Source organism: Streptomyces sp. NPDC096040 (assembly GCF_040303265.1).
In the GTDB taxonomy this organism is placed as follows: Bacteria; Actinomycetota; Actinomycetes; order Streptomycetales; family Streptomycetaceae; genus Streptomyces.
This window is the reverse complement of sequence record NZ_JBEOTA010000025.1, coordinates 76,028-93,405: the sequence shown is the minus strand read 5'-3', so window position 1 is coordinate 93,405 and position 17,378 is coordinate 76,028. Positions and strand designations below refer to the sequence as shown.

Sequence of the window (17,378 nt, the reverse complement as noted above, 5' to 3'; positions counted from 1 at the left end):
CTACGAACGCACAGAACCCAACCAAGGGACCACGCAAGATGACCGCCACTTGGGATCCCCCCAACACCACGGACAGCCCCATACTGTCGGTCCGTCAGATCCTCTCCCTGGAACGGGTCCTGGCCGGCGACCCCGAGGTGGTCGCCGGCGCCGCGCACCTCGACCGCCCCGTCCGCTGGGTGCACGTCGCCGAGGCCCCCGACGTCGGCGTCATGCTCACCGGCGGCGAGATGGTCCTCACCACCGGCGTCCTGCTGGCAGGCGACGCGCACAAGCAGGCCGAGTACATCCAGTCCCTGCACCGGGCCGAGGCCGCCGCGGTCGTCCTCGGCCTCGGCCGCGCCTTCCCGTCCCCACCCGACGCCATGCGCCGCGCGGCGGACCGCTGCGGCCTCCCCCTGGTGGTCCTGCACCGTCCCTTCCCCTTCGCCGAACTGACCGAGGAGGTCCAGTCCCGGCTCGTACGGCGGAAATTCGCCGCCGTCAGCCTCTCCGAGTCGGTCCGCACTGCCCTCACCGGCCTCATCACCGCCGGCGCCCCCCTGCAACGCCTCCTCGACGAGGTCGCCGTGCACAGCGCCTGCCCGGTCGTCGTCACCAACCTCGCGCACCGGGTCCTCGCCACCGCGGGGGAGCGGTCGGCCGTGGACGACGTGCTGCGCGACTGGGAGCGCATCGCCCGGCAGGCCGGCGGCGGCGAGGGCGACGGCTGGATCCACGCCGAGCTGGGCGGCCGAGGGGAGCGCTGGGGCCAGATCATGCTCTGCGGATACCGCGGCGACACCGCCACCGGGCGGCTGCTCGCCGACCGCGGCGCCGAGGCCCTCGTCCTGCACCGCATGCTCGGCGGCGGCTCCGCCCACAGCTGGGAGGAGCAGTCCGCGCAGAGCCTGCTCACCGACCTGGTCTCCGGAGTCGTACCGGCACGGCAGCTGCTGCCCAGGGCGCGGGCGGCCGGACTGCCGGTCAACCGCCGGACGTTTGTCCCTCTCGTCGTTCGGGACGCCGAACCGGTCCAACTGGACAGAGTCCTGCGCCTGTTGGGGCTGACCGGGCTTGTCGCCGAGCTCGCCGAAGGCGTCACCGCCGTCCTGCTCAGCCTCGCCCGCGACCAGGATGCCGACGCCCTCGCCACGCACTTCGCCGTCCGGCTGCACGGCGAGTTCGCGGAGCCGCAGACGGTGGTCGCCGCCGCGGGCCCACGGACCGCCTGGGACGACGTGCCCGTCGGCCTGCGCGAGGCCCAGCACGTGGCCGACGCGGTCGCCGACTCCTCGGTCGTCCTCGACCTGCCGCCCGTCGTACGGCTCAGGGACGTACACCTGCGGGGCCTGGTCCGGCTGCTCCGCGACGACCCGCACGTCCAGGCCTTCGCCGAGCGCGAGCTGGACGGGCTGCTGTGTCCGGTCGGTACCGACCAGGATCTCCTTGGCGTCCTGCGGACGTATCTCGCCACCGGGCGCAACAAGTCCCGCACCGCCCAGCTGCACCATGTCTCGCGGCCCGCGCTGTACCGCCGCCTGGAGGCGATACAGGCCCGGCTCGGCGTCGACCTCGACGATTTCGAACAGGCGGCCTCCGTGCACATCGCCCTCCTCGCACATGACGCGCAACAGGGGTGAAACATGCGACGACCTGGGAAAACGGCGGTGAAACATGAGCCGACGACCGCGTGACACGGTGACACGCGGAACGCCCGCAGACGTGACACGCTGGCACTCAAAGCCTGCTTTCGGACTTTCTAGGCTCCTCGCACACCGAGCGACCGGAGGTCCCGATGAGCCGAGTGATTCGTGCCGCCCTGTTCCAGACCGCCTGGACCGGCGACAAGGAGTCGATGATCCAGGTCCACGAGCAGGCGGCCCGCGACGCGGCCGCGCAGGGCGCCCAGGTCCTGTGCTTCCAGGAACTGTTCTACGGACCCTACTTCTGCCAGGTCCAGGACAAGGCGTTCTACGAGTACGCCGAGCAGGTACCGGACGGCCCGGTCGTCCAGCGCTTCCAGGCCCTCGCCCGGGAGCTGGGCATCGTCCTGATCCTGCCGGTGTACGAGGAGGAGCAGCCCGGCGTCCTCTACAACACCGCGGCCGTGATCGACGCGGACGGCTCGTACCTCGGCAAGTACCGCAAGCACCACATCCCCCAAGTTCCGGGATTCTGGGAGAAGTTCTACTTCCGTCCGGGGAACGCCGGCTGGCCGGTCTTCGAGACCGCCGTCGGGAAGATCGGCGTGTACATCTGCTACGACCGGCACTTCCCGGAGGGCTGGCGGGCGTTGGGCCTCGGCGGTGCGGAGATCGTCTTCAACCCGTCGGCCACCTCACGCGGACTCTCCCGCTACCTCTGGCAGTTGGAGCAGCCGGCGGCGGCCGTGGCCAACGAGTACTTCGTCGGCGCGATCAACCGGGTCGGCGTGGAGGAGCTGGGCGACAACGACTTCTACGGGACCTCGTACTTCGTGGACCCGGAGGGCCAGTTCGCGGGGGAGGTGGCCTCCGACAAGGAGACCGAACTCGTCGTCCGCGACCTGGACCTGGCCAAGCTGCGCGAGGTCCGCGACCGCTGGCAGTTCTTCCGGGACCGCCGACCGGACGCGTACGGCCCCCTGACGGCGCCGTAACGTCGCCGCCCCCGCGCCGCATGAAGGGCGAAGCCCCTTCAGGGGCGCGGGGAACTGCGCGACCAGCCCCCACGCACCCGCACTGTTCCGATCGCCGACAAGGAGAGGGAGTATGAGCGCCCGTACCGTCATCCGCGGCGGTCTCGTCATCACCGCGTCCGACGAGATCCACGCCGACGTCCTGATCGAGGACGGCCGTATCGCCGCCCTCGCCGCCTCCGCAACCCCCGCCGCCGAGGCCTTCACCGCCGAGCGGACCATCGACGCCACCGGCAGGTACGTCATCCCGGGCGGTGTCGACGCCCACACCCATATGGAGCTGCCGTTCGGCGGCACCTTCGCCTCGGACACCTTCGAGACCGGCACCCGGGCCGCAGCCTGGGGCGGTACGACGACGATCGTCGACTTCGCGGTGCAGAGCGTCGGACACGGTCTGCGTGAGGGGCTCGACGCCTGGCACGCCAAGGCCGAGGGCAACTGCGCGATCGACTACGGCTTCCACATGATCGTCTCCGATGTGAACCAGGAGACGCTCAAGGAGATGGACCTGCTCGTCGAGGAGGGGGTCACCTCCTTCAAGCAGTTCATGGCCTACCCCGGCGTCTTCTACTCCGACGACGGCCAGATCCTGCGCGCCATGCAGCGCTCCGCCGAGAACGGCGGCCTGATCATGATGCACGCCGAGAACGGCATCGCCATCGACGTGCTGGTGGAGCAGGCGCTGGCCCGCGGCGAGACCGACCCCCGCTATCACGGGGAGGTCCGCAAGGCCCTGCTCGAAGCCGAGGCCACCCACCGGGCCATCAGGCTCGCGCAGGTCGCCGGAGCGCCCCTGTACGTCGTGCACGTCTCGGCCATGGAGGCAGTGGCCGAGCTGGCGCGGGCGCGTGACGAGGGGCTGCCCGTCTTCGGCGAGACCTGCCCGCAGTATCTGTTCCTGTCGACGGACAACCTCGCCGAGCCCGACTTCGAGGGTTCGAAGTACGTGTGCTCGACCCCGTTGCGCCCCAAGGAGCACCAGGCCAAGCTCTGGCAGGGCCTTCGGACCAACGACCTCCAGGTGGTCTCCACCGACCACTGCCCCTTCTGCTTCGTGGGCCAGAAGGAGCTGGGCCGCGGGGACTTCTCGAAGATCCCCAACGGCCTGCCCGGTGTCGAGAACCGGATGGACCTGCTCCACCAGGCCGTCGTCGACGGGCACATCTCGCGCCGCCGCTGGATCGAGATCGCCTGCGCCAACCCGGCCCGGATGTTCGGGATGTATCCGAAGAAGGGCACCATCACCCCGGGTGCCGATGCCGACGTCGTCATCTACGACCCGCATGCCGAGCAGGTCGTCTCCGCCGAGACCCACCACATGAACGTCGACTACTCGGCGTACGAGGGAAAGCGGCTCACCGGCCGGGTCGAGACGGTCCTCTCGCGCGGCGAACCCGTCATCACCGAGCGGGAGTACACCGGCCACGCCGGGCACGGCGTCTATACCCCGCGCTCCACCTGTCAGTACCTCAACTAGGAGTGGCGCCAATGGACTTCGGACTCGTCCTGCAGACCGACCCGCCGGCCTCGAAGGTCATCAGCCTGATGAAGCGGGCCGAACGCAACGGCTTCTCGTACGGCTGGACCTTCGACTCCGCCGTGCTCTGGCAGGAGCCGTTCGTGATCTACAGCCAGATCCTCGCCAACACCACGAGGTTGACGGTCGGGCCGATGGTCACCAACCCGGGCACCCGCACCTGGGAGGTCACCGCCTCCACCTTCGCCACCCTCAACGACATGTTCGGCAACCGCACCGTCTGCGGTATCGGCCGCGGCGACTCCGCGATGCGGGTGGCCGGACGCAAGCCCAACACCCTCGCCCGGATCAGCGAGGCCATGAAGGTCATCCGCGCCCTCGGCAGCGGGGGCGAGGCCGACCTGGGCGACGGCACGGCGATCAGGTTCCCGTGGATCAAGCCGGACGCCCAGCTCCCCGTCTGGATGGCCGCGTACGGGCCCAAGGCCCTGAAGATGACCGGTGAGGAGGCCGACGGGTTCATCCTCCAGCTCTCCGACCTCTACCTCACCGAGTCAATGGTCAAGGCGGTGAAGGACGCGGCGGCCGCCGCCGGACGCGACCCGTCCGAGGTGACCATCTGCGTCGCCGCCCCCGCCTATGTCACCGAGGACGACTCGCCCGAGGCCCTGGCGCACGCCCGCGACCAGTGCCGCTGGTTCGGCGGCATGGTCGGCAACCACGTGGCCGACCTGGTCGCCAAGTACGGCGAGCACTCCGCCCAGGTCCCCGAGGAACTCACCGACTACATCAAGTCCCGCCAGGGGTACGACTACTCGCACCACGGGCGCAGCGGCAACCCCGACACCGAGTTCGTACCGGACGACATCGTCGACCGGTTCTGCGTCATCGGACCGGCGGAGAAGCACATCGAGAAGCTGAACGCGCTGCGCGAGCTGGGCGTCGACCAGTTCGCCGTCTACGACATGCACGACGCGCAGGAGGCCACCATCGACGCGTACGGGAGCAAGGTCATCCCGGCCGTCAACGGCTGACCCCCGCACACCAGTTGATCTCCCCCTTCCCGCCGTCCCGGGAAGGGGGTCCCCCCGCACACCCCCCGCTCACATCCCCCCTCGACGCCACCCGCACGGCCTTTCTCCCGTCCCGTCTCCTCCCGATTGGCCTGCCCATGACCGACACCGCTCCCACGGCCATACCGCCGTCCGGCCAAGTCACCACCTCCGACGGGCGCGTCGAGCTCACCCCGGGCTCCCCGCCGCCGACCGGTCCGTACGCCAACGAGGACCTGCTGCCGGTCCCCGTCGAAAAGCGCACCTGGACCACGTACAACTTCTCCGCGCTCTGGGTCGGCATGGCCCACAACACGGCGTCCTGGACCCTGGCCTCCGGACTGATCGCGGTCGGCATGGACTGGAAACAGGCCGTGTTCACCATCGCCCTGGCCAACCTGATCGTCCTCGTCCCGATGCTGCTCACCGGACACGCCGGACCGAAGTACGGCATCCCCTTCCCGGTCTTCGCCCGTGCCAGCTTCGGCGTGCGCGGCGCCAACCTGCCCGCTGTCGTAAGGGCGTTGGTGGCGTGCGGCTGGTTCGGTATCCAGACCTGGATCGGCGGCGAGGCCATCTACTTCATCGCCGGCAAGCTGATCGGCGACAGCTGGGCGAACGCCTCGCACATCGGCGGCTACGCCTGGACCATGTGGCTGTCGTTCGCGATCTTCTGGGTGCTCCAGGTCGTCATCATCTACCGCGGCATGGAGACCATCCGGCGCTTCGAGAACTGGGCCGCGCCCTTCGTGATCGTCGGCGCGGTCGTGATGCTGATCTGGATGAGCAACAAGGCCGGCGGTCTCGGCCCGCTCTTCGACCAGCCCTCCAAGCTCGGCTGGGGCGGTGACTTCTGGAAGCTGTTCTGGCCCTCGTTGATGGGAATGATCGGCTTCTGGTCCACTCTGAGCCTGAACATCCCTGACTTCACCCGGTACGGCAGGAGCCAGAAGGCGCAGACCTGGGGCCAGGCCCTCGGCCTGCCGACCACGATGACCCTGTTCGCTTTCCTCTCGGTCCTGGTGACCTCCGGTTCCCAGGCCGTGTACGGCAAGCCGATCTGGGACCCGGTCCAGCTGGCCGCCAAGACGGACAACGTGGTCGGACTGCTCTACGCCCTGGTCACCGTCCTCGTCGCGACCCTGTCCGTGAACATCGCGGCCAACCTGGTGTCACCGTCGTTCGACTTCTCCAACATCGCGCCCCGGAAGATCAGTTTCCGCACCGGCGCCCTGATCACCTGCGTGCTCGGTGTGCTGATCTTCCCGTGGAAGCTGTACTCCGACCCACAGGGCTACATCTTCACCTGGCTCGGCCTGGTCGGCGGTCTGCTCGGCACGGTCGCCGGCATCCTCATCGCCGACTACTGGCTGCTGCGCCGCACCCGCCTCGACCTGGCCGACCTGTACCGCACGGGCGGCCGCTACTGGTACGACGGCGGCTGGAACTGGCGGGCGGTCGTCGCCTTCCTCGTCGGCGGCATCCTCGCCATCGGCGGCGCCAGCTTCAAACCGCTGATCGACGGCCGCCCGATCCCGGCCCTGTCCTCGCTCGCCGACTACGGCTGGGCGGTCGGCCTCGGCACGTCCCTGGTGCTCTACCTGGGGCTGACCCTGCTGACAGGGTCCAAGGAGGCCTGAGCGCGAAGGGCGGCCGGGGCCGTGGCTACTGGCTGCCCTTCAGCGCGGTCACCGCGCTCTTCGCCGCCTTGATGGCGCCCTTGTTGATCTCGTCCGTGTCCGGCGCCTTCTTGTTCTCGAAGTCGCTGCCGTTGTACGTGACGACCACCAGCGCGTTGGAGACCTGGGCCATCACCACGCCCTCACGGGTCTGCTGCTTGTCCTCGGTGGTGAGGTTCACGACGGAGTAGCCGCTGTCGCCGAGCCCCGGCACGGCACCGCCGCCGCTCTTCTCCGCGACCCGGTCCTTGTACTCCTTAGCCGCCGCCGCGTCCGTGTCCATGATCTCGAAGGAGACGTCGAGCCAGCGGTAGTCGTACCCCTTCAGCGCGTTCCAGGAGCAGGTACGGCGCAGCTTGGTGTCCGTGGACGGGATCTCCTTGCCGGCCGTCTTGGCGCCCGGCACCAGCGACTTGATGGTGGCCACGGGGATGCTGCCGCAGGGCGCGGGCGCGGCGGCGTACGTCTTCGTGGCCGCCGTCGACGTGGCGGACGACGACGGGGCGTCGCTCGCCGACTGGCCGGCCGTCTGCTGGGTCGGGGTGTCACCGGAGGCGGTGGTGGACGTCTTGTCAGGACCCGACGCCATCGCCCAGCCCGCACAGGCGAGCACGGCGACCGGCGTCAGGCGCGCGGTGAGGGCGAGTGGCAGTGGTAGAGAACGCAAGTCGCACTTCTCGTGGGGGACGGTGTGCCGAGGTGTCCACACTGCGGACGGGACGCCAGTGTCACACGAGTCCCTGTGGGGTGGAAGCGGAATCGTTGCCCTGCCTGTGCGGCAGGCGCTCACGCCCTGTTGACAGCATCCGCGGGCCGTCCCCGTACATCCGGAATGTCGTGTGGCCGCGGTCCCCGTACTTCCGGAATGTCGTGACTGCATCCGGCACCGGAAGGTGACCGGAGTCACCGCCGGGCGCGCTCGCGCGAGTTGCCGAACAACAGCCGGTAGGCAATGAGGAGGACCAGGGAACCGGCGATCGCGGCGCCCCAGGTGTAGAGGTCGAAGAACTGCTTCTCCACCGGGCGGTCGAGGAAGCGGGCGGAGAGCCAGCCGCCGACGAAGGCGCCCGCGATACCGATGAGGGTGGTGCCGATGAGGCCGCCCGGGTCGCGGCCGGGCAGCAGGACCTTGGCGATGGCTCCGGCGAGGAGGCCGAGGATGATCCAGCTGATGATGCCCACGTTCGTTGTCCTCCCAGTACGGGGTGGTGCCTTGCTGAGTTGCCTTGTTGCGCAAGCTTAGGAACGGCGGCGGGTGCCGGAGGCGCCTGACGCCGAGCCGTCGATGATCTGTCACCCGCTCATGACAATGCGGGGAACACGTGGAGGACATTGCGGGGAGGCCGTACCGAGTCCGGTGATCGCACGCCTACACTGAGTGTGCTTCTGTGCGGCGACTGTGAGGGGAGGGAGCGGGCTGTGGAGGAGGACTTCGGTGGCTTCACGGACCCCTCCGACGGGGTGCTGACGGAGGCGGCCGGGGTGTTCGGGCTGCTCGCCTCGCCGGCCCGGCTGCACCTCATGTGGGCGCTGTCCCAGAGCGAGAGCGATGTGACGTGCCTCGCCGACCGGGTCGGCGGCGCCCTGCCCGCGGTCAGCCAGCACCTGGCCAAGCTCAAGCTCGCCGGTCTGGTGCGGTCCCGCCGGGAGGGGCGGCGGCAGATCTACTATGTGGACGATCCGGACATCGTGACCGTGGTGCGGGTGACCGTCGGCCAGCTCACCGCACGCTCCCACCAAGTCCCCGCGCCGGTGCGCCGGTTGCGCGAGGCCGGGGTCTGAGGGCGCCGGGACGGACCGGAACGCGACCCCGACGGCGGGGGCGCCTCCGGGGTTCCACGGGGGTGCCCGGGCGTTTCCATGAGATCACTCACCTGTGAAATCGGATGAGGTCTGTGCTGATGGGGCTGTGGGTTTGTTAGATTGCGCAATCACGCAACCCAAGTGGGCCCACCTCACGCCTGCCCGTACACCGCCGAGTACGGGACGACCGTACTGTCCCCGGGCCCGACCCGTTCATGGGAGTGGAACATGACCGACCCGTGGGACGGCCCCGGGGGCCAGGCCACGCGGAGCCGTACCGACCGGGTGCCCGGACAGCGCGGTGCCCTGCCTGACGGGACGCGCTCGACCGGTGGCCGGGCCGCGGCCCGGCAGGCGGCAAGATCCCGTGGCGGCAGGGGAGGCCGGCGGGCCAAGCCGGCGGGCCGCGGCAAACGGGTGCTGAAGATCGTCGGCCTGTGCACGTCCGTCCTGCTCCTGGTCACGGCCGGCGCGGGCTGGTGGTTCTACCAGCACCTGAACGGCAACATCAACAGCGTCTCCCTCGACGGCAAGGGCGGCACCGAGAAGGCCGACGCGTTCGGCCGCACCCCGATCAACCTCCTGGTGATCGGCTCGGACGGCCGTACCAGCTCGGAGGACTGCAAACTCGGCGGCGGCTGCAAGACCACCGGGGTACAGACCGGCAACGGCAACGCGGACGTGGAGATGGTCGTCCACATATCCGCCGACCGCTCCAACGCCACGGTCATGAGCATCCCCCGCGACACCATGGTCAACGTGCCCGCCTGCAAGGACAGTGCGAGCGGCCAGTCCACCTCCGGCTACTACGGCCAGGTCAACAGCGCCCTCGAGTACGGGGCCTCCTGCCAGGTCGCCACCGTCCACCAGCTCACCGGCATCCCCATCGACCACTTCGTCAAGCTGGACTTCTCGGGCGTGGTCAAGATGTCCGACGCGGTCGGCGGTGTCTCCGTGTGCGTCAGCTCCGACGTGTACGACACCTACTCGCACCTCAAGCTGTCCAAGGGCGCCCACACCCTCAAGGGCGAGGCCGCGCTGGAGTTCGTCCGCTCCCGGCACGGCTTCGGCGACGGCAGCGACCTCGGCCGTACCGTCTCCCAGCACCTCTTCCTCAGCGCGATGATCCGCAAGTTCAAGAGCGCGGGCACGCTCACCGACCCCACCGCGGTCTACGATCTCGCGGACGCCGCCACCAAGGCGCTCACCGTGGACGACGGCCTCGGCAGCGTGAACAAGCTGATCTCCCTCGCGGCCGACGTGAACAAGGTCCCCACCAAGCGGATGACCTTCACCACCATGCAGACCGCCCCCGACCCGACCAACAGCAACCGCGTGGTGGTGGGCGACGGAGCCAAGGACCTGTTCGCCACCATGGCCAACGACCAGTCGCTGACGACCAGTTCGGGCAAGAAGTCGTCTGCCGCCTCGGCCACCGCGAAGCCGAAGGCCACCGCCTCGGCCGTACCCGCCGCCCAGATCGCCGTGACCGTCGAGAACGGCACCGACATCACGGGCCGCGCCTCCGCGATCGCGACCTCGCTGATCTCGCAGGGCTTCAGCACCGGTACGACCACGGCCAACGCGCCGAGCTCGGCGACCACGACCACCGTGACCTACGGCAGCGGCAACAAGGCCGAGGCACAGACCGTCGCCAAGGCCCTGGACGTGCCCAGCTCGCACATCAAGCAGGGCACCGGCACCGGCGTGACCCTGGTCATCGGCAGCGACTGGACGTCCGGCACCAGCTACCCGGCCAGTTCCGGCGACACCAAGGCCGCCGTCTCCAACGCCAACGCCTCGACCGCCAACGACTCCAAGACCTGCGCCAAGGTCAGCACCTACAAGACGGTCAGCCTCAACGGGGTCGCGATGACACCGGCCCAGGCGTACGCGGCGGCGCGCGGCAAGCCCGACTCGGACGAGGGGTAGGACGAGGAGGAGCAGGGCGAACGGTGGGGTTCGCGTGACGGCGACCGGGAAACGATGTAGCCGCCAGGCAGTCGGCCGGTCACGCGAGCACCGAGGTGAGAGATGCAGTTCACCACCCGTCCCACTCTCCAGGGCACCTTCGGGATGGTGTCGTCCACCCACTGGCTGGCCTCCCAGTCGGCGATGGCGGTCCTGGAGAACGGCGGCAACGCCTACGACGCGGCCGTCGCGGGCGCGTTCGTAATGCACGTGGTCGAACCGCACCTCAACGGGCCCGCCGGGGAGGTGCCGATCCTGCTCGCTCCGGCCGGCGGCGGGGTGCGCGTGCTGTGCGGGCAGGGCGTGGCCCCGGCCGGTGCCACGGTCGCCCACTACCGGGGGCTCGGCCTGGACCTGGTCCCTGGCACCGGCCCGCTGGCCGCGGCCGTCCCCGGAGCCTTCGACGCCTGGCTGCTCCTGCTGCGCGACCACGGCACCAAGCCGCTCGACGAGATCCTGGGGTACGCCATCGGCTACGCCGAGCACGGGCACCCGCCCGTGGAGAACCTCGGCGCGACCGTGGCGAGCGTACGGAAGCTGTTCGAGGCCGAGTGGACCTCGTCGGCCGACCTCTATCTGCCCGGTGGCCGCGAGCCCAGGCCCGGTGAGCTGTTCCGCAATCCCGCCCTCGCCGCCACCTGGCGGCGGCTGCTCGCCGAGACCGCGGGTACCGGGGACCGGGAGGCGCGGATCGACGCGGCCCGCGAGGTGTGGCGCACCGGCTTCATCGCCGAGGCCCTGGTCCGGCAGGCCGCCCGCCCCACCATGGACACCAGCGGCGAACGGCACACCGGCACCCTCACCGCCGCCGACCTGGCCGGCTGGTCCGCGAGCTACGAGTCCCCGGTGTCGTACGACTGGAACGGCTGGACGGTGTGCAAGGCCGGCCCCTGGAGCCAGGGCCCGGCCTTCCTCCAGCAGCTGGCCCTGCTGCCGCCCGAGCTGCCCGCATACGGCTCCGCCGACTACGTCCACCTCCTGATCGAGGGCTGCAAGCTCGCCATGGCCGACCGCGAGGCCTGGTACGGGGACGCGGCCGAGGTGCCGCTGGCCGAACTGCTCTCGGACGCGTACAACGCCGGGCGGCGCGCCCTGATCGGCGCCAGGGCCTCCGCGGAGCTGCGGCCCGGCAGCCCAGGTGGACGGGCGCCCCGGCTGCCCGGGTACGCGCGCGTGGAGACCCGGCCGGACACCGCCTTCGACCCGCTGGGCGCCGGTGAGCCGACCGTCGCGCAGATCCCGGGGGACCCGCAGGCCGCCGCCGACGGCACCACCCGGGGCGACACCTGCCACCTGGACGTCGTCGACCGCTGGGGCAACATGATCGCGGCCACGCCCAGCGGCGGCTGGCTCCAGTCCAACCCCGTCGTTCCCGAGCTGGGCTTCCCGCTGGGTACCCGGCTCCAGATGGCCTGGCTGGAGGAGGGCCTGCCGAACTCCCTCACACCTGGCCGCCGCCCCCGCACCACGCTCACGCCGTCGATCGCGCTGCGCGACGGGGTCCCGGTGCTGGCCTTCGGTACGCCCGGCGGCGACCAGCAGGACCAGTGGCAGCTGCACTTCTTCCTTGCCGTCGCGCTGCGCGGCGAGGTGCGCGGCGGCCTCGACCTCCAAGGCGCGATCGACGCCCCGAACTGGCACAACGACAGCTTCCCCAGCTCCTTCCACCCGCGCGGGCGCCGTCCCGGAAGCGTGACCGTCGAGTCCGGGACGGACCCCGGGGTGGTGGAGGAGCTGCGGCGGCGCGGCCATGACGTGACGGTCGGGCCCGGCTGGTCGGAGGGGCGGCTGTGCGCGGTGGCGCGGGACCCGGAGACCGGGGTGCTGTCGGCGGGAGCGAACCCGCGCGGGATGCAGGGGTATGCGGTGGGGCGGTGACCGTCGGGGCGGAGCGCGGAACACGGTGATCTCACGGGGCTGAGCAGTCGGTGACCTCCTCGTCACCGGGTCCGCCTGTTCGTCCGGATTCCATGCGCCGTACATCTAGGCGGCGGGGATTGTCAGCGACGCGTGCTCTCATTGAGGCATGATCGAAGCAACGGAGACCATCGACGAGTTTCTCCTTCAGCACGCCGGTGACGTCGAGGACGCCATCCGCAAGGCCGCCCGGACCGAGATCCTGCCCCGCTGGCGCCGGCTCGCCGACCACGAGGTCGACCAGAAGAGCGGGCCGCACGACCTGGTGACGGACGCCGACCGGCTCGCCGAGAGGTACCTCACCGGGCGCTCGGCGCCCTGCTGCCGGGCTCCGTCGTGGTCGGCGAAGAGGCGGTGCACGCGGACCCGGAGACCTACGAGGCGCTCCAGGGCGACGCGCCGGTGTGGATAGTCGACCCGGTCGACGGCACCCGCCAGTTCGTCCGCGGCGAGGACGGCTTCTGCACACTGGTCGCGCTCGCCCACCGGGGCGTCCTGCTCGCCTCCTGGACCTACGCCCCGGCCCGTGACCAACTCGCCACGGCGGTACGGGGGAAGGGCGCCTTCCTCGACGGCGTACGGCTGCACGCCGGGCCGCCCGCGGAGGGCCGGGACCTACGGATAGCCACCTCCCACCCGGACTACACGACCGACGCACAGAAGCGCGCGCTGTTCGCCCTGTGGGTCGACGGTGTCGCCCCGCGCGCCTGCGGCTCGGCGGGCCTGGAGTATCTCGCCGTCGCCCGGGGCGAGTTGGACGCGACGACGTTCTCCTGGGAGGCCGCCTGGGACCATGCGGCCGGGTTGCTGCTGGTCGAGGAGGCGGGCGGCGCCCACCTCACACTCGCCGGCGAGCCCTTCCGGATCACCGGTGACAACGCCCTGCCGTTCACCGCGGCACGCGACGCCGCCACTGCCCACCGCGTGGTGGACCTGCTGCTGAACCCGCACTGGTAACCCCGGACGAGGGCGGTGTCAGTCCTGCGGCATATCCTGAACCCGAGTGGCCAATCGGCTGACGAAGGGGTCCGAAGGTGCCGTCGATGCTCGATGCGGTCGTGGTGGGGGCGGGGCCGAACGGCCTGACGGCCGCCGTGGAGCTGGCCCGGCGCGGCTTCTCCGTCGCCGTCTTCGAGGCGCGGGACACCGTGGGCGGCGGCGCCCGCACCGAGGAGCTCACGCTGCCCGGCTTCCGGCACGACCCGTGCTCCTCGGCGCACCCGCTCGGTGTCAACTCGCCCGCGTTCCGCGCCCTGCCCCTGGAGCGCTACGGCCTGGAGTGGCTGCACCCCGAGCTGCCGATGGCGCACCCCTTCCCGGACGGCAGCGCGGCCGTGCTGGCCCGTTCCGTGGCCGAGACGGCGGCCTCCTTCGGACCGCGCGACGCGGGCACCTACCGCAGGCTGGTCGAGCCGTTCCTGCCCAGGTGGGACACCCTGGCCCGGGACTTCATGTCCCTGCCGCTGACCGCGCTGCCCCGCGACCCGCTCACCCTCGCCCGCTTCGGCCTGGTCGGGCTGCCGCCCGCCACCCTGCTGCTGCGCCGCTTCCGCGACGAGCGGGCCAGGACGCTGTTCGCCGGCCTTGTCGCCCATGTCATGGCCCCGCTCAGCGGTCTCGCGACCGGCGCCGTCGGCATGGTCTTCGCGCTCGCCGCACACGCCCGCGGCTGGCCGCTGGCCCGGGGCGGCTCCCAGGCCATCTCCGACGCCCTCGCCGCGTATCTCAAGGACCTCGGCGGCGCGATCCACACCGACTACGAGGTCAAGCGGCTGGACGACCTGCCGCCCGCGCGGTCCTACATCTTCGACACCTCGCCGACCGCCCTGGCCCGTATCGCCGGCCTCGGCAACTACTACGAGGACTACCGTTACGGCCCGGGCGTCTTCAAGATCGACTACGCGCTGGACGGACCGGTCCCGTGGACGGCCCCGGAGGCCCGCCGCGCCGGGACCGTGCAGATCGGCGCGGACAGCGCGGAGATCGGCACCGCCCTGCGCGCCGCCTCCCGCGAGGGCCGCGCCCCCGACCGGCCGTTCATGATCACCGTGCAGCCCGGTGTCGTGGACCCGTCCCGCGCCCCCGAGGGCAAGCAGGTCTTCTGGGCGTACGCCCATGTGCCCAACGGCTGGACCGGCGACCTCACGGATGTGATGGAGCGTCAACTTGAGCGCTACGCCCCGGGGTTCCGCGACCGCGTCCTGGTCCGTGCCACCGCCGGACCCGCCGAACTCGCCGCCCGCAACGCCAACTACGTCGGCGGCGACATCGGCACCGGCGCGGTCTCCGGGCTGCAGATCCTGCTCCGCCCCAAGCTCTCCCTGTTCCCGTACGGCACCCCGCATCCGGCCGTCTTCATCTGCTCGGCGGCCACCCCGCCCGGCCCGGGCGTGCACGGCATGTCGGGGCACAACGCGGCCAAGGCCGTATGGAGGAGGCTGAGACAGTCATGACCCGCATCACGCTCGTCCAGGGCGACATCACCCGGCAGACCGCCGACGCGATCGTCAACGCGGCCAACTCCTCCCTGCTCGGCGGCGGAGGCGTGGACGGCGCCATCCACCGGCGCGGCGGCCCCGCGATCCTGGAGGAGTGCCGCAAGCTGCGCGCCGCGCAGTACGGCAAGGGTCTGCCCACCGGCCAGGCGGTCGCCACCACCGCCGGCGACCTCGACGCCCAGTGGGTCATCCACACCGTCGGCCCCGTCCACTCCAAGAGCGAGGACCGCTCCGAACTGCTGGCCTCCTGCTACCGCGAGTCCCTGAAGCGCGCCGACGAACTCGGCGCCCGCACGGTCGCGTTCCCCGCCATCTCCACCGGTATCTACGGCTGGCCGATCGACGACGGCGCCCGGATCGCCGTGGCGACCGTCCGGGAGACGGACACGGCCGTCGAGGAGGTCCGGTTCGTGCTCTTCGACGAACGGGCCTACGAGACGTTCGCCGCTCAGCTGACCTGAGAGCGGGCACTCACACCGGGTCCCGCACGATGATCCGCGCAGGCACCGGCACCAGCCCCGCCGAGTCCAGCCCCAGCGCGGTGCGCGCCGCCGGCCGACCGTGGGCCTCCGCGTCGATGTGCACGGCGGTCAGGGCGGGCGTGCTCAGCTCGCCGTACTCGGTGTCGTCGTAGCCGATCACCGCGATGTCGCCGGGCACGGCCAGGCCCAGGTCGTGCAGGGCGGTCAGGGTGCGCAGGGCGAGGTCGTCGTCGAAGGCGGCGACCGCCGTGACGTCCGGGTGTGCCTCGCGCAGGTCGGCGACCGCGCCGGTGCCCGCCTGCTTCGGGCGGGGCACCGTGACCGGGACCAGGGGCGGCAGGCCGAGGCTGTGCACGGTGTGCTCGGCGAACCGCCGCCGGGCCCGGGCCCGGCGCCGAGTCCTCCGCCGGCAGGGCCGGCGCGATCCGGGTGTGCCCGTGCTCGGCGGATGCCGGATCTGCAGGGCCGCGTGCGCGGCGAGGCCGTCCTTCCGGCCACCGCCCAGGTCCTCCAGGTCGTGACCGGTCAGATACGGCTCGGCGAAGCGGATCATGGCACGCGGGGTGATCGCGTCGAGCACCTGCCGGGTCGCCTCCGCCGAGTGCTGCCCGTGCCGCACCAGGAGGACATGCCCGTGGGCGGCGAGTTCGTCGTCCAGACCCCGCACACAGCTGCGTGAGTGGTTGCCCTCCAGACCCCGGTCCAGGTCGAGGACCACCACCCGGGAACTGCCCTCACGCAGCGCGCGGGCCACCCCGTGCGGGACATGGCCGAGGTCGCGCGCGGCCTGCCGTACCCGGTCGCGGGTGGCGGCCGAGACGGACTGGCGCGGGTCGTCGTTCAGGACGAAGCTGACCGTGGCACGCGAGACACCGCCGGCGGCGGCCACGTCGTTCAGCGTGGCTCTCCCGGAGCCACTCATCACCCAGCCCCGGTCATCGATTCCGGCCGCTCGGTCTAGGCAGTGCCGACCGGGACCAGATGGGCCTCGGCCGCGCGCCGGAACGCCGGGAACAGGGGGTGGCGGTCGCCGGCCCGGGTGGCCAGGACGACCTGGAGCGGGTCCGCGTCCACGACAGGCACGGCGACGATGTCCGGCCGCAGGTTGCCCCGGAAGCCCGCCGGCGCCAGCGACACCACCTCACCGCTCGCCACCAGCTCCAGCTTGTCCTCCAGCGTGTCCACCAGGGCGCCCAGGTTGGTGTGACCGGGGGGATTCGCGCCCACCCGGTCGGCGCCGGTGAAGCGGGGGAGCGGCTCGTCGGCGAAGTCGGCGAGGGTGACCGACTCCTCGCCCGCCAGCCGGTGGCCGAGCGGGACCAGCAGGACCCGCGGCTCGTCGTACAGAACCGCGATGTCCAGACCGTCGGCGGTGAACAGGAACCGGGTCACCACCACGTCGACCCGGTGGTCGAGCAGCGCGTCACGCGGTTCGTTCCAGTCCACGTGCAGGGTGCGGACGTCGGCCTCCGGGTGGCGGTGGCGCACGTCCCGTACGGCCGGGGTGACGATCTGGTGGGTGGTGTAACCGACCGTGAACGGGCCGTGCGCGGCGGCCGAGCGCGCGCTCGCGGCGGCCCGGGCGGCACTCCGCAGCAGCTCCCTGGCCTGCGGCAGAAAGGTCTCTCCAGCCTCGGTGAGCCGGGTGCCGCGCGGGGTGCGATCAAGCAGCCGGACCCCCAGCTCCCGCTCCAGCCGCCGGATCTGACGGCTCAGCGACGGCTGGGCCAGATGCAGCGCGTCGGCCGCCCGGCCGAAGTGCAACTCCTCGGCGACCACGGTGAAGTAGCGCACCAGGCGCAGCTCCAGGTCCACCGGCGGTACGAAGGAATCGGGCACC

14 protein-coding genes and 1 pseudogene are annotated in these 17,378 nt (G+C 71.2%); 11 read left to right on the top strand and 4 right to left on the bottom strand.

Annotated features, from left to right (window positions below; translation table 11 throughout):
* Positions 1 to 38: 38 nt before the first annotated feature.
* The 5 genes from ABTY98_RS30460 to ABTY98_RS30440 all read left to right on the top strand — a co-directional run bounded on the left by ABTY98_RS30460 (position 39) and on the right by ABTY98_RS30440 (position 6,828).
* Positions 39 to 1,622 carry a PucR family transcriptional regulator gene (locus ABTY98_RS30460; protein WP_352224267.1) on the top strand — a complete coding sequence of 528 codons (1,584 nt, stop codon included), beginning with the start codon at positions 39 to 41 and terminating at the stop codon, positions 1,620 to 1,622.
* Positions 1,623 to 1,777: 155 nt separating this feature from the next.
* On the top strand, positions 1,778 to 2,620 hold the full coding sequence (locus ABTY98_RS30455) for a nitrilase-related carbon-nitrogen hydrolase (RefSeq protein WP_352224266.1): 843 nt from the start codon (positions 1,778 to 1,780) through the stop codon (positions 2,618 to 2,620).
* A gap of 112 nt (positions 2,621 to 2,732) precedes the next feature.
* A complete protein-coding gene (gene hydA, locus ABTY98_RS30450; protein ID WP_352224265.1) occupies positions 2,733 to 4,136 on the top strand; it encodes a dihydropyrimidinase in 1,404 nt (467 codons plus the stop codon).
* A gap of 11 nt (positions 4,137 to 4,147) precedes the next feature.
* Positions 4,148 to 5,170 carry a TIGR03842 family LLM class F420-dependent oxidoreductase gene (locus ABTY98_RS30445; RefSeq protein WP_352224264.1) on the top strand — a complete coding sequence of 341 codons (1,023 nt, stop codon included), beginning with the start codon at positions 4,148 to 4,150 and terminating at the stop codon, positions 5,168 to 5,170.
* Between the two features lie 137 nt (positions 5,171 to 5,307).
* The gene (locus tag ABTY98_RS30440; protein ID WP_352224263.1) at positions 5,308 to 6,828 is read left to right on the top strand and encodes an NCS1 family nucleobase:cation symporter-1; all 1,521 of its coding nucleotides are present in this window, start codon (positions 5,308 to 5,310) and stop codon (positions 6,826 to 6,828) included.
* 25 nt (positions 6,829 to 6,853) lie between these two features.
* Here ABTY98_RS30440 and ABTY98_RS30435 read toward each other — a convergent pair whose 3' ends face one another.
* Together ABTY98_RS30435 and ABTY98_RS30430 are read right to left on the bottom strand one after the other, a co-directional pair.
* A complete protein-coding gene (locus ABTY98_RS30435; protein ID WP_352224262.1) occupies positions 6,854 to 7,534 on the bottom strand; it encodes a hypothetical protein in 681 nt (226 codons plus the stop codon).
* Between the two features lie 236 nt (positions 7,535 to 7,770).
* Positions 7,771 to 8,049: a GlsB/YeaQ/YmgE family stress response membrane protein gene (locus ABTY98_RS30430; RefSeq protein WP_352224261.1), complete on the bottom strand. Its 279-nt coding sequence runs from the start codon at positions 8,047 to 8,049 to the stop codon at positions 7,771 to 7,773.
* Positions 8,050 to 8,286: 237 nt separating this feature from the next.
* Between ABTY98_RS30430 and ABTY98_RS30425 the strand changes: the two genes are divergently transcribed.
* The 6 genes and pseudogenes from ABTY98_RS30425 to ABTY98_RS30400 all read left to right on the top strand — a co-directional run bounded on the left by ABTY98_RS30425 (position 8,287) and on the right by ABTY98_RS30400 (position 15,517).
* Positions 8,287 to 8,649 carry an ArsR/SmtB family transcription factor gene (locus tag ABTY98_RS30425; protein ID WP_352224260.1) on the top strand — a complete coding sequence of 121 codons (363 nt, stop codon included), beginning with the start codon at positions 8,287 to 8,289 and terminating at the stop codon, positions 8,647 to 8,649.
* 249 nt (positions 8,650 to 8,898) lie between these two features.
* The gene (locus tag ABTY98_RS30420; RefSeq protein ID WP_352224259.1) at positions 8,899 to 10,602 is read left to right on the top strand and encodes an LCP family protein; all 1,704 of its coding nucleotides are present in this window, start codon (positions 8,899 to 8,901) and stop codon (positions 10,600 to 10,602) included.
* A 102-nt stretch (positions 10,603 to 10,704) separates the two neighbouring features.
* A complete protein-coding gene (locus tag ABTY98_RS30415; protein WP_352224258.1) occupies positions 10,705 to 12,519 on the top strand; it encodes a gamma-glutamyltransferase family protein in 1,815 nt (604 codons plus the stop codon).
* Between the two features lie 148 nt (positions 12,520 to 12,667).
* Positions 12,668 to 13,515: pseudogene (locus ABTY98_RS30410) on the top strand (inositol monophosphatase family protein).
* A gap of 86 nt (positions 13,516 to 13,601) precedes the next feature.
* Complete coding sequence (locus tag ABTY98_RS30405) at positions 13,602 to 15,011, top strand: phytoene desaturase family protein (protein WP_352224257.1); 1,410 nt, start codon at positions 13,602 to 13,604, stop codon at positions 15,009 to 15,011.
* Entirely contained in the window at positions 15,008 to 15,517 is a 510-nt protein-coding gene (locus ABTY98_RS30400) for an O-acetyl-ADP-ribose deacetylase (RefSeq protein ID WP_352224256.1), read from the top strand. Before ABTY98_RS30405 ends, ABTY98_RS30400 begins: the two co-directional genes overlap by 4 nt.
* Before the next feature lie 10 nt (positions 15,518 to 15,527).
* On the opposite strand, the gene ABTY98_RS30395 is transcribed toward ABTY98_RS30400, so the two are convergent.
* Both ABTY98_RS30395 and ABTY98_RS30390 read right to left on the bottom strand, forming a co-directional pair.
* Positions 15,528 to 16,427 carry a LacI family DNA-binding transcriptional regulator gene (locus ABTY98_RS30395; protein ID WP_352224255.1) on the bottom strand — a complete coding sequence of 300 codons (900 nt, stop codon included), beginning with the start codon at positions 16,425 to 16,427 and terminating at the stop codon, positions 15,528 to 15,530.
* 68 nt (positions 16,428 to 16,495) lie between these two features.
* Entirely contained in the window at positions 16,496 to 17,377 is an 882-nt protein-coding gene (locus ABTY98_RS30390; protein ID WP_352224254.1) for a LysR family transcriptional regulator, read from the bottom strand.
* Position 17,378: the final 1 nt, after the last annotated feature.